The 12,779-nt window shown below is 60.2% G+C and carries 12 protein-coding genes; 7 read left to right on the forward strand and 5 right to left on the reverse strand.

The window, feature by feature from the left end:
* The first annotated feature begins 57 nt into the window (after positions 1-57).
* The 5 genes from HQ912_RS00895 to HQ912_RS00915 are packed head-to-tail and all read left to right on the forward strand — an operon-like array spanning position 58 to position 4,659.
* Positions 58-1,086 (forward strand): DUF5924 family protein, encoded by a 1,029-nt coding sequence (locus tag HQ912_RS00895; RefSeq protein WP_047229801.1) that lies wholly within the window; start codon positions 58-60, stop codon positions 1,084-1,086.
* 52 nt (positions 1,087-1,138) lie between these two features.
* A complete protein-coding gene (locus HQ912_RS00900; protein ID WP_047229800.1) occupies positions 1,139-2,287 on the forward strand; it encodes an ABC transporter permease in 1,149 nt (382 codons plus the stop codon).
* On the forward strand, positions 2,281-3,087 hold the full coding sequence (locus HQ912_RS00905) for an ABC transporter ATP-binding protein (RefSeq protein ID WP_171061294.1): 807 nt from the start codon (positions 2,281-2,283) through the stop codon (positions 3,085-3,087). The genes HQ912_RS00900 and HQ912_RS00905 overlap by 7 nt, the downstream gene beginning before the upstream one ends.
* A gap of 1 nt (position 3,088) precedes the next feature.
* Complete coding sequence (locus HQ912_RS00910) at positions 3,089-4,027, forward strand: MlaD family protein (protein ID WP_047229799.1); 939 nt, start codon at positions 3,089-3,091, stop codon at positions 4,025-4,027.
* Positions 4,024-4,659 carry an ABC-type transport auxiliary lipoprotein family protein gene (locus tag HQ912_RS00915; protein WP_173406348.1) on the forward strand — a complete coding sequence of 212 codons (636 nt, stop codon included), beginning with the start codon at positions 4,024-4,026 and terminating at the stop codon, positions 4,657-4,659. The genes HQ912_RS00910 and HQ912_RS00915 overlap by 4 nt, the downstream gene beginning before the upstream one ends.
* Before the next feature lie 43 nt (positions 4,660-4,702).
* Here the strand turns inward: HQ912_RS00915 and HQ912_RS00920 are convergent, their stop codons facing one another.
* The 5 genes from HQ912_RS00920 to HQ912_RS00940 form a co-directional block, all read right to left on the reverse strand.
* Positions 4,703-5,932, reverse strand: coding sequence for a nucleoside recognition domain-containing protein (locus HQ912_RS00920; RefSeq protein ID WP_047229797.1), 1,230 nt, complete (start codon positions 5,930-5,932; stop codon positions 4,703-4,705).
* Positions 5,933-6,158: 226 nt separating this feature from the next.
* Positions 6,159-7,490, reverse strand: a complete 1,332-nt coding sequence (gene gltP, locus HQ912_RS00925) for a glutamate/aspartate:proton symporter GltP (RefSeq protein ID WP_047229796.1) — start codon at positions 7,488-7,490, stop codon at positions 6,159-6,161.
* Positions 7,491-8,194: 704 nt separating this feature from the next.
* Positions 8,195-8,659: an inhibitor of vertebrate lysozyme family protein gene (locus HQ912_RS00930; RefSeq protein WP_047229795.1), complete on the reverse strand. Its 465-nt coding sequence runs from the start codon at positions 8,657-8,659 to the stop codon at positions 8,195-8,197.
* A 2-nt stretch (positions 8,660-8,661) separates the two neighbouring features.
* Entirely contained in the window at positions 8,662-8,826 is a 165-nt protein-coding gene (locus HQ912_RS00935) for a DUF1328 domain-containing protein (protein WP_003177151.1), read from the reverse strand.
* Positions 8,827-8,906: 80 nt separating this feature from the next.
* The gene (locus tag HQ912_RS00940) at positions 8,907-9,188 is read right to left on the reverse strand and encodes a hypothetical protein (RefSeq protein WP_047229794.1); all 282 of its coding nucleotides are present in this window, start codon (positions 9,186-9,188) and stop codon (positions 8,907-8,909) included.
* Between the two features lie 438 nt (positions 9,189-9,626).
* Here HQ912_RS00940 and algB point away from each other — a divergent pair, with 438 nt between their 5' ends.
* Both algB and HQ912_RS00950 read left to right on the forward strand, forming a co-directional pair.
* Complete coding sequence (gene algB, locus HQ912_RS00945; protein ID WP_047229793.1) at positions 9,627-10,973, forward strand: sigma-54-dependent response regulator transcription factor AlgB; 1,347 nt, start codon at positions 9,627-9,629, stop codon at positions 10,971-10,973.
* A 10-nt stretch (positions 10,974-10,983) separates the two neighbouring features.
* Positions 10,984-12,774 (forward strand): ATP-binding protein, encoded by a 1,791-nt coding sequence (locus HQ912_RS00950; RefSeq protein WP_047229792.1) that lies wholly within the window; start codon positions 10,984-10,986, stop codon positions 12,772-12,774.
* The last annotated feature ends 5 nt before the right edge of the window (positions 12,775-12,779 follow it).

Raw genomic sequence — 12,779 nt, forward strand, 5'->3', positions numbered from 1 at the left:
GATGTCCTGGCGATACTCTGTCAGGGATATTTCCTACGACTCACTGTGAACTGCCGAATGCCGAACCTGACTCACTACATCCAGCGCCTTCTCGAATTGATGAAGCGCTATCCAGGGGTCATCGCACTCGGTGGCTTCATCTCTGGAGTCGGCAGTTTCATGCTGGTGGACCGCCAGCAGGGTCTTGCGACCTGGATCACCATCATCATGCTGGTGAGCTGGCTCTGGCTGATGCTGGAGAACAGCCTGACCCGGCTTTTTACCCGCATATTCAAACGGGAAATCCCCCAGCCGCTGCTGCGTTACGCCACGCAGATGATTCACCAGGAAAGCCTGTTTTTCGTCTTGCCGTTCTTTTTCATCACCACCACCTGGAACAGCAGCCAAGTGATTTTCACCGGCCTACTGGCGGCCTCGGCACTGGTCTCGATCATTGATCCGCTGTACTACAAATGGCTGGCGCCCCGGCGCTGGGCGTTCCTGGCGCTGCACACCCTGACGCTGTTTGCCGCCCTGCTCACCGCACTGCCGATCATCCTGCACCTGACCACCGACCAGAGCTTCAAGCTGGCGCTGGGCACTGCCATGCTGTTGTCGTTCCCCAGCCTGGCTTCGATCTTTCCGATCCGCACCGTGCGCAACGCCCTGGCGATTCTGTGCATCACGGTGGGGATCGGCGCGGCCGGGTGGGTGCTGCGCTCCTGGGTGCCGCCGGCAACCTTGTGGATGACCGAGGTGGCGATCAGCACCCAGCTGGAGGACCGCACGCCGGGCGCCAGCCTGAAGGAAGTCACCGCTGACCAGATACGCGGCAACGGTCTGTATGCCTACACCGCTATCAATGCGCCGCGAGGGCTCGATGAGCGGATTTATCACGTCTGGCAATTCAACGGCAAAGAAGTGGACCGTATCGCCCTGGACATTCATGGCGGGCGCAAGGAAGGCTATCGCGCCTGGACCCACAAGCAGAACTTCCCGGAAGACCCCACCGGTAAATGGCAGGTGCGGGTGCTGACGGAAAATGGCCAGGTGATTGGTGTATTGCGCTTCAAGGTCAGCGCTGCGCTCGAGCCTGGGACAAAATAATGCCGGGCGTGCTATTAGGTAACACTTTTCGAGCCGAACGAGCATGGCGCTTATGACCCCTGGCACTCTGGCTGGCAGTGCCCGACTGGATCGCTCTCACTCCCCGGCGCAGCTATGGATCAGCGGGGACTGGACACTGGCTCACTACACGCAGCTCAAGCGTTTGAGCGACTCGCTGCGCGGCCAGTACGACGACAACACCCTGATCGACCTCAATGGCTTGGGTGCCCTCGACACCGCTGGCGCCTCGTTGCTGGTGGAACTGCTGGGCGCCGAGCGGCTGGGCAAGACCGCCGAGCACCGCGACTGCACGTTGTCGTCCGCCGATCGGGCACTGTTGCAGACGGTCTATTGCTCGCTGACCGACTTCTGCGTGCCGGTCAAAGAGCCGACGGTGAGTGTCGTGACCCAGTTGTTGACACGCATCGGTCGAGCCGTGGACAAGGTCTGGCAAGATACCCTGCAATTGCTGGGCTTTGTCGGCTTGATCCTAGAAACGCTGGCCCGGGGCCTGTTTCGCCCGAAACGCTGGCGCATTACCCCGATGGTTGTTCACATCGAACAGACGGGGCTGGACGCGGCCCCTATCGTCGCCCTGCTGACTTTTCTGGTGGGCGCGGTGGTGGCGTTTCTCGGGGCGACGGTGCTGGCCGATTTCGGCGCCAGTATTTTTACCGTGGACCTGGTGGCGTTCTCGTTTCTGCGCGAATTCGGCGTGTTGCTGACTGCGATTCTTATGGCAGGTCGCACCGCCAGCGCCTTCACCGCCCAGATCGGCTCGATGAAGGCCAACGAAGAAATCGACGCGATTCGTACCCTGGGCCTCGATCCCATCGAGTTGCTGGTGGTGCCGCGAGTGCTGGCCCTGTTGGTGGCGTTGCCGATGCTGACCTTTGTGGCCATGCTCTCGGGCATTGTCGGCGGCGGTGTGGTGTGTGCCCTGTCGCTGGATATTTCTCCGGCGATGTTCCTGACGCTGTTGCAGTCGGACATCGGCGTCCAGCATTTCGTGGTGGGAATGGTCAAGGCGCCGATCTTTGCCTTCCTGATTGCTGCGGTGGGATGCCTGGAAGGCTTCAAAGTCAGCGGCAGCGCCGAGTCTGTCGGGGCTCACACCACCTCGAGCGTGGTGCAGTCGATTTTTGTGGTGATCGTGCTCGATGCGGTAGCCGCGCTGTTTTTCATGGAGATGCAATGGTGAGTCGACCTTCCAGGCCGCCCACCGAGGCGGTGATACAGGTACGTGGCTTGTGCAATCGCTTTGGCCTGCAGAGCGTGCACGAAAACCTCGACCTGGACGTATACAAGGGCGAGATCCTCGCGGTGGTCGGCGGCTCCGGCAGTGGCAAATCGGTGCTGTTGCGCAGCATTGTCGGCTTGAACCGGCCCAGTGAAGGGGCCGTGCGAGTGTTCGGCCAGGATCTGCCGAGCCTGCCCCAGCAACAGCGTTCGCAAGTGGAACGACGCTTTGGGGTGCTGTTTCAGAAAGGCGCGCTGTTTTCTTCGCTGACTGTGACAGAGAATGTCGCCCTGCCCCTGATCGAACACGCCGGGCTCAGCCGGGCCGATGCCGAACATCTGGCGGCGGTGAAACTGGCGTTGGCCGGACTGCCGCTATCGGCAGCGGACAAATACCCCGCCTCGCTGTCCGGCGGCATGATCAAGCGTGCAGCCCTGGCCCGGGCGCTAGCCCTGGACCCGGACATTCTGTTTCTCGACGAACCCACCGCCGGCCTCGACCCCATCGGCGCGGCAGCGTTCGACCAATTGATCCTGACGCTTCGCGACGCCTTGGGCTTGAGCGTATTTCTGGTCACCCATGACCTGGACACCCTCTACACCATCACCGACCGGGTGGCGGTGCTGGCCCAGAAAAAAGTGCTGGTGGCCGATGTCATCGACAAAGTGTCGGAAACCGACGATGCCTGGATCCATGAATACTTCCACGGCCCTCGCGGCCGCGCGGCCTTGACGGCCGCTACACAATTGAACGAGGTCTGACATGGAAACCCGAGCCCATCATGTATTGATCGGCCTGTTCACCGTGATCGTGGTGGTCGGCGCCCTGCTGTTTGGGTTGTGGCTGGCCAAGTCCAGCGTGGACAGCGAATTCAAGGATTACGAAGTGGTGTTCAACGAAGCGGTCAGCGGCTTGTCCAGAGGCAGCTCGGTGGAGTACAGCGGCATCAAGGTCGGAGACGTGGTCAATCTGCGCCTGGACCCGAATGACCCGCGCCGGGTACTGGCGCGGGTACGCTTGAGTGCTGAAACACCGGTCAAGCAGGACACCCAGGCCAAACTGGCACTGACCGGCATCACCGGCACCTCGATTATCCAACTCAGTGGCGGCACCCCCAATAGCCCGCCACTGACCGGGCACGATGGCGAGCCGCCAGTGATCATCGCAGCGCCCTCGCCCATCGCCCGCCTGCTGAACAACAGCGATGACCTGATGACCAGCATCAACCTGCTGCTGCATAACGCCAACGCGGTGTTTTCCTCGGACAATGTCCAGCGGTTGGGCAAGACCCTTGAACACTTGGAGCAAACCACCGGGGTCATCGCCGATCAACGCGGCGATATTCGCCAGGCCATGCAGCAACTGGCTTCTGTCGGCAAACAGGCCAGCGCCACCCTGGAGCAGACTACGGCATTGATGCGCAGCGCCAACGGTCTGCTCAACGATCAGGGCAAAGAGGTCATGAGCAGCGCAGACCAGGCCATGCAATCGCTGGCCCGCAGCACCGCAACCCTCGACAAACTGCTCAACGACAATCGCGACGCGCTGAACAATGGCATGCAGGGGCTCAATGCCCTGTCGCCGGCGGTGCGGGAACTGCGCGACACCCTGAGCGCGCTGCGGGGTATTTCCCGGCGCCTGGATGCCAACCCCAGCGGCTATTTGCTGGGCAATGACAAGAACAAGGAATTCACGCCATGAAGCCGTTTGTTCGGTTCGTCCGCCCTATCCTCTTGCTGGCAGGATGTGTCCTGGTGGGCGGTTGCTCGATTCTGCCCCAGGCCGAGCCCGCGGACGTCTATCGCTTACCCGCGACTCAGGCGCCCGCAGCCCCGGGCACGCCCGTGAAGTGGTCGTTGCGCCTGGCCAGCCCGCAGGCCAGCGAAGTGCTCAACAGCCCTAAAATCGCGGTCATTCCCCACGGCAATCTGTTGAGCAGCTACGCAGCCTCACGCTGGAGCGACCCGGCACCGGTGTTGCTGCGCAATCGCTTGCTCGATGGCTTCGCACAGGATGGACGTGTCGGGCTATTGAGTGTCGCCGACAGCAACTTGCAAACGGATTTGGAGTTGGGTGGCCAATTGCAGGCCTTCCAGACCGAATATCACGGCGCGGGGGCCAGCGTGGTGATTCGCCTGGACGCATTGCTGGTGCGGGGATTTGACCAACGCATCCTTGCCAGTCATCGTTTTGAAGTCCGCCAGCCCTTGAGCGACGTGCAAGTGCCAGCAGTGGTGCAAGGTTTCGGCCAGGCCAGCGATCGACTGACCGCCGAGGTTGTGAACTGGACGGTAGAACAAGGCCAGCGCTTGGCGATACCCGCACGCCCCTAAAGGCCCGTGACTGCAATCCGGGCCTGTGGCAAGGGGATATGGTTCAGCCAAAGAACCAGTAGCAAACCCCGATCGCCGCCACGACGCCGCTGAACTCGGCCAGCAGCGCGCAGCCCACCGCATGCCGCGCCCGCTGGATACCGACGGCGCCGAAGTACACCGCCAGCACATAGAAGGTGGTTTCGGTGCTGCCCTGAATGGTCGCGGCCACCAGCGCGGGGAAGCTGTCCACGCCGGAAGTCTTCATGGTTTCGATCAGCATCGCCCGGGCGGCGCTGCCGGAGAATGGCTTGACCATGGCAGTCGGCAAGGCGTCGACGAAACGGGTGTCCCAGCCGGCCCACTGCACCAGGTGCCGGATGCCGTCCAGGCCGAAGTCCAGCGCACCCGAGGCCCGCAGCACGCCGACGGCGCATAACATGGCCACCAGGTATGGCAGCAACGTCTTGGCGACGTCAAAGCCCTCTTTGGCACCTTCAATGAAGGCTTCATAAACCTTGACCTTGCGCAGCGCGCCCACCACCAGAAACATCATGATCAAGCCGAACAGCGTCAGGTTGCCGAGAATCGAAGACAGCCCGGCCAGCGCCGTGGCTGAGAGCGTCGCCAGCAGCGCCATGAAACCGCCCAGTACCAACGCACCCGGAATCAGATAAGCCAGCACTACCGGGTCCCACAGGCGCAGGCGCTGCATGAACGCCACTGACAGTAGCCCCGCCAGGGTTGAGGCGCTGGTGGCGAGCAGGATCGGCAGGAATACCAGGGTCGGGTCCGGCGCCCCTTGCTGGGCGCGATACATGAAAATGGTCACCGGCAACAGTGTCAGCGATGAGGCGTTGAGCACCAGGAACAGGATTTGTGCATTGCTGGCGATGGTCGGGCTGGGGTTCAAGTCCTGCAGGGCTCGCATGGCCTTCAGGCCGATTGGGGTCGCCGCGTTATCCAGCCCCAGGCCGTTTGCCGCAAAGTTGAGGGTAATCAGGCCAATCGCCGGATGGCCCGCCGGCACCTCCGGCATCAGCCGCAAAAACAATGGCCCGAGCGCCTTGGCCAGCCAGTCGACAATACCGGCCTTTTCGGCGATCCGCAGAAACCCCAGCCACAGGGTCAAGGTGCCGAACAGAAGGACCATCACCTCCACCGACAGCTTGGCCATGGCGAAAATGCTTTCCACCATGGCGGCGAAGATCCCGGCGTTACCGCCGATCAGCCACTGCGCCAGCGCCGATACGGCTGCCACGATAAAGAAGCCAAGCCACAGGCCATTGAGCATCGTTTAAGTCCCCCGGAAGATGCCGCGAATGATAGCGGGGCTGGCAGAAACGACAAACCCCGGATTTCTCCGGGGTTTGTTTGGCGTTGCGCAGGGGCTACAAAAATCCTATGGCAGATCCTGTGGGAGCCGAGCTTGCTCGCGATGGAGCCGGATCAGTCAGCATTGATGTTGGCTGACACACCGCAATCGCGAGCAAGCTCGGCTCCCACAGGGATCATGCGCCTCAACGGCTGGCAGTTTCTCCCGCCGGCATCGGCTCTTTGCTGCGCCAGTGGGGCAGGGAATTCCAGTAGCGCTGGCCCTTGGCATCGTCGTACATGCCTTCCCAGCGGGAAATGACCAGCACGGCCAGGGCATTGCCGATCACGTTCAGCGCGGTGCGGGCCATGTCCATGATGCGGTCGACACCGGCAATGAACGCCAGACCTTCCAGCGGAATACCGACACTGCCGAGGGTCGCCAACAGCACCACGAAAGAGACACCCGGTACGCCGGCGATGCCTTTGGAGGTCACCATCAAGGTCAGCACCAACAGCAATTGCTGGCTGATGGACAGATCGATGCCGTACAACTGAGCGATGAAAATCGCCGCGATGCTCTGGTAAAGGGTCGAACCGTCGAGGTTGAACGAATAACCGGTCGGCACCACGAAGCTGCAAATCGCCTTGGGTGCACCGTAGGCTTCCATCTTCTCGATCACGCGTGGCAACACGGTTTCGGAGCTGGCGGTGGAGTAGGCCAGCACCAGCTCATCCTTGAAGATGCGCATCAGTTTGACCACGGAGAAGCCGAACAGACGTGCAATCAGCCCCAGCACCACGAAGGCGAAGAACGCGATGGCGACGTAAACTAGGATCACCAGCTTCGCCAATGGCAACAGCGAAGCGAAGCCGAAGTTGGCAACCGTCACCGCGATCAGGGCGAACACGCCGATCGGGGCGTATTGCATGATCATGTGGGTGACCTTGAACATGCTTTCCGAGACGCCCTGGAACATTTTCACCAGGGGGTCGCGCAGATCCGATTGCAGGCTGGACAGACCCAGGCCAAACAATACGGAGAAGAAAATGATCGGCAGCATCTCGCCACGCGCCACCGCCGCGAAGATGTTCGACGGGATCAGATTGAGAATGGTCTGGATGAACGCATGTTCATGCTGAACCTCGGCGGCCGTGGCCTGGTACTTGGAAATATCCACCGTACCCAAGGTGCTCATGTCGATGCCGCTGCCCGGCTGGAAGAAATTGGCCAACAGCAAACCGACGACGATGGCGACAGTGGTGACGATTTCGAAGTAGAGGATGGTCTTGAGGCCGATACGCCCGAGTTTCTTGGCGTCACCGACCCCGGCAATACCGACGATCAGCGAAGAAATCACGATCGGGATCACGATCATCTTGATCAGACGGATAAAGATATCGCCTGCCGGTTGCAGCACGTTGCTGATCCACCAGGCCTTCTCGGTACTGAAATGGTTGAGCAGCGCGCCAATTGCAATCCCGAGCACCAGACCGATGAGGATCTGCCAGGCGAGGCTTAGTCTTGCCTTCTTCATATCTTTACCCTTACTTCAGTTGGACTCGGGCAACTGCCACAAACCGAACCACCCGATGGCGATACGAATGCGTGCCGCTGCCCCCATATAAGGTCACCCCGAGTACGCGCCAAAGGCGCACTGGCAGGCGAAAAAAGGCGCAACTATTGCGATGCAAAGGAGGGGCGTCTAATGCCGTAAACGCCTACCCTATGCCGAATCGGCATGATGTCTTTGAAATAAAACGTGCGTACCCATCGGTTCGAATACGCCATTTCGGCAGGCAAAAATGCCGTGAACCGGCCATTTTCCGCGCAACGGGGTTTTTGTCCGGCCTCGTAAAAAGCGCTCAAAGGACGGAAGAATGAAGCACACTTGAAAGAGCGGACCGGGCGGATAAATCTCCGATATACGGTCGGATGCGGGGGAGTGGAGCAGCGTGGAAAAACGATGGTGGTACGCAGGGGTGGCGCAGACGCCAGGATAGCCAACCGCTCTGGCATGAACTTTACAACGCACGAAGCTCCACGCAAGTTCGCCAGTCGTCATGACTGTGCGAACCTGCGTGGAAGCTTTTTCCTGACCCGGCCCTTTCGCAGGCACCCCTTGTGCCCGTAGGTCACTGCGCCCTTAGACGGGCAGAGCGTCCCGGCCCCCTGGTCATGCATCGGCCCTCTTCGGACTGTGCAGAGGAGAAAAACAACGTGCTTTTCTCGCTTTCAGAATCAGTACCAGTTCGGATCTTTCTTGAGTTGCTCCATTAACAGTTCTTGCATACCTTCATCAGGATTGCCGAGGAACCGGTAATCAGCATGACGTGTCGGCGACTTGTCGGCCGGAAGTCCGGCAGGGACTTCAACCAGCAATGCATAAGCCTCGTCCTTGTCGAAACTGAAAGCGACGAACAAGCGCTTGCTGCGGCATGTCGCCTGGGTTTCGCACAACGGACCGACCAGGTATTTGTCGCCATCTTCCTCGACAGCATTCATCTGCTGCGAATCGCCTGACAGGTTCATCACCCATTCCGGCAGGCGTTCTTCCTTTTTAACCACTTGCTGCCAAGTCTCGACATATTGCGGGTCGGCCTTGAGCAACTGATTGACCCGCATCTGTCCGTCGTTGGCAGCCATGGCCATGGTGCCGCCGCCCAGCAGCAGGGCAGCGACCAATCCTTTGAGTGCGACGCTCATGGTCAGCCTCGGCCACGGCGGCCAAAGAAGAAGGAAGCGATGAACATCACCAGGAACACGACAAAGAGAATCTTGGCGATGCCCGTGGCGGTGCCTGCGATACCACCGAAGCCCAGTACTGCGGCGATGATGGCAATGATCAGGAAAGTAATTGCCCAGCTCAACATGGTGATTCTCCTTACGCTTTTCTATTTAGTTAGGGTCTTGCAGTGATGGTTCCGGCGCAGTGGACGACCGGTTCATCGAGTTAAAACACCCAGCGCTCCTGGTGGGGCATGCCGTTCACAGACTGATCGACTTCCATCATTCGCATCGAGGCGGAAATATCCGAGAGGCTGCTGACAGCGCTGAAATGAGTTTGCGGGGCGCGCTGAATTGACAACAGAGGCGCTTCAGGCTGTTGGCTCTGATGCCAAAGCATCAACTGCTGGCCAGCCACAAGCGTGATCAGCAGGGCCACTGCTGCCCACAAACCCTGCTGAACATGCAGGGCAGAGATTCGAAACTGAGCGGCACGTTGACGATTCATCCTGAAATTCCTCCCCACCCCGAGTGGTGACCTGGTTGAGGCGCCTTGACGCCACGTTGAGCTAACCATTGCACTCGGCATGCCAGAATTTTTGGCGATATAAATATCTTTAAAATCAATTAGTTATGGATGACTTGCGAGCCAGCCGGAGCGCATCCTGCACGATGGCCACGACAAAGGTCGTGCGTAATGCACGAACGGCGGAGATAGACGCGATAGAATCTTTTTGAATTGCCCGTCGGAAATAGATGTCGGAATGGGCAAGCCATACCGTACGAGGCGGCCGCGGGCGCAAAAAAGGGACCTAAATCAACCTTTTAGGAGTCAGACACTCGCAAGTACGCTGTCGGTGGGTAATATCCCCTCAGAAACGACCATGCAACTTGCCCGATTTTTCTGACACTAACCAACATCATTCATTAAAGGAGCGTAGGAAAAATGGAATCCGCCACTGAGCATCAAGGCCGCATTCTGCTGGTAGACGACGAGTCCGCCATCCTGCGTACATTCCGTTATTGCCTGGAAGACGAAGGCTACAGCGTCGCCACCGCCAACAGCGCTGCCCAGGCGGACACCCTGCTGCAGCGGCAGGTGTTTGACCTGTGCTTTCTGGACTTGCGCCTGGGAGAAGACAACGGCCTTGATGTCCTGGCGCAAATGCGCATCCAGGCACCCTGGATGCGGGTGGTGATTGTCACCGCCCACTCGGCGGTCGACACCGCCGTTGATGCGATCCAGGCGGGCGCCGCCGATTATCTGGTCAAGCCTTGCAGCCCCGATCAACTGCGCCTGGCGACCGCCAAACAGTTAGAGGTGCGCCAGTTATCGGCGCGACTGGAAGCCCTGGAAGGGGAAGTGCGCAAACCCAATGACGGCCTCGACTCCCACAGCCCGGCGATGAAAGTCGTGCTCGAAACCGCTCGCCAGGTCGCCAGCACTGACGCCAACATTCTGATCCTTGGCGAGTCCGGCACCGGTAAGGGCGAACTGGCCCGAGCCATCCATGGCTGGAGCAAACGCGCGAAGAAGTCCTGCGTCACGATCAACTGCCCGTCGTTGACCGCTGAGTTGATGGAAAGCGAACTGTTCGGCCACAGCCGCGGTGCATTTACCGGCGCCAGTGAAAGCACGCTGGGACGGGTCAACCAGGCCGACGGCGGTACGCTTTTTCTCGACGAAATCGGCGATTTTCCCCTGACATTGCAGCCCAAGTTGCTGCGTTTCATTCAGGACAAGGAATACGAACGGGTCGGCGATCCGGTGACCCGTCGTGCCGATGTGCGAATCCTCGCGGCGACCAACCTCAACCTTGAGGACATGGTGCGCGACGGGCGCTTTCGCGAAGACCTGCTGTACCGCCTGAATGTGATTACCCTGCATCTGCCACCACTGCGCGAGCGGGCCGAAGACATTCTGACGTTGGCCGACCGCTTCCTGGCGCGCTTCGTCAAGGAATACGCCCGCCCGGCGCGCGGCTTCAGCGACGAGGCTCGTGAAGCGCTGCTAGGCTATCGCTGGCCTGGCAACATCCGGGAGCTGCGCAACGTGGTCGAGCGCGCCAGCATCATCTGCGCGCAGGAAAAAGTCGAAATCAGCCACTTGGGCATGGCCGAGCAACCCGTCAACAATGCACCGCGAATCGGGGCTGCGCTAAGCCTCGACGAATTGGAAAAGGCGCATATTGGCGCAGTGCTGGCCACGGCCGACACGCTGGATCAGGCCGCCAAGACTCTGGGAATCGATGCCTCCACGCTGTATCGCAAACGCAAGCAGTACAACCTGTGAGCGTCATCTTATGAAACTGGCGATGAAGCTGCGCACACGGCTGTTTCTGAGTATCTCGGCGCTGATTACCGTGGCATTGCTGGGGCTGTTGCTTGGCCTGGTCAGCGTGGTGCAGATGGCCAATACCCAAGAACAATCGGTGCGCGACAACTTCATCCTGCTCGACCTGGGCCTCAAGCTGCGTCAGACCCTGGGCGACCAGTTGATGATCATGCTCGATGAGAAGCCCGACCTGGTGGCTCTGGAAGCATCCAAACGGCAATACTTCGAGTTGCTCGACGAGGGCATCGCCCACGAACAGGTGCTGGACGATTCAGCCGACAGCTTCAGCAAGGCCAAAGCCGATTACATCAGTTTTCTGGAGGCTTTTTCAGCCTCTCGCCAGCTACCGGCCCAACTGTCCGGTATCCAGAACCTCACCGAAAAATTCAACGTGCTGCGCACGGGCTTGATCGACGCGTATCGGCAGGCGCTGAACAACATCAGCGACACCCAGAACAAAGCTCGCGAGCGCGCGTTGCTGATTTCCGGATTACTGGGGCTGGTAGGGTTGGCAGTGCTGATCATCGGCTTCATCACAGCCCACGGTATCGCCCGACGTTTCGGGGCGCCGATCGAGGCGCTGGCGGCGGCGGCGGATAATATCGGTCAGGGCAACTTCGAGGTGACGCTGCCGATCTCCTCGGCCTCGGAATTGAACTTGCTGACCCGACGCTTCGGCATCATGGCCCAGGCTCTGCGCGAGCATCAGGCCACCAACGTCGATGAGCTGCTCGCCGGCCAGCAACGCTTGCAAGCGGTACTCGACAGCATCGACGACGGCTTGCTGATGATCGATCGCCAGGGTCGCCTGGAGCACCTCAACCCGGTGGCCCAGCGTCAATTGGGCTGGGACGAGGAGCGCCTGGGCCAGGGATTGGGCGAGGCGCTGGAACGCAAGGATCTGGATGAGGAACTGCAACTGGTGCTGCGCGGGGGAACGCTGGAGCGGGCGCCGGACGACTTGAGCATCGAAGTGGATGGCGAGTCGCGGTTGCTGACGTATAGCCTCACCCCCGTCAGCCATACCCAGGGGCACATCCTCGGGGCGGTGATGGTGTTGCACGATGTCACCGAACAACGCGCTTTCGAACGGGTGCGCAGTGAGTTCGTGTTGCGCGCGTCCCACGAGCTGCGTACCCCAGTGACCGGCATGCACATGGCGTTCGGCCTGTTGCAGGAGCGCGTGCATTTTCCTGAGGAATCGCGCGAAGCCGATCTGCTCAACACCGTCAACGAAGAAATGCAGCGCCTGATGCAGCTCATCAATGACCTGCTGAACTTCTCCCGCTACCAGAACGGCCTGCAAAAGCTGACGCTGGCACCTTGTTCCATCGAAGAACTGCTGGAGTCGGCCCGGCTGCGGTTTGCCGCACAGGCCCAGGCCAAGGGCATCCAATTGCTCGTGGCGATCCAGGGACCCTTACCGCGCCTGCATGCCGACGCTGCGCAACTGGACCGGGTGCTGGATAACCTGATCGACAATGCCATGCGTCACACGGGCGACCACGGTCAGATCCGCCTGCAGGCCCGTCGTCACGGCGAGCGGGTGATCATCAGCGTCGAGGACAATGGAGAGGGCATTCCCTACGGCCAGCAGGGACGGATCTTCGAACCTTTCGTCCAGGTCGGTCGCAAAAAGGGCGGCGCAGGGCTGGGGCTGGCGCTGTGCAAGGAAATCGTCCAGCTCCACGGTGGGCGCATGGGCGTTTATTCACGGCCGGGGCAGGGCACCCAGTTCTATATGGCGCTGGCGGTCTGAGTCGG

Source organism: Pseudomonas sp. MPDS (assembly GCF_013283895.1).
GTDB classification, from domain to species: Bacteria; Pseudomonadota; Gammaproteobacteria; order Pseudomonadales; family Pseudomonadaceae; genus Aquipseudomonas; species Aquipseudomonas rhizophila.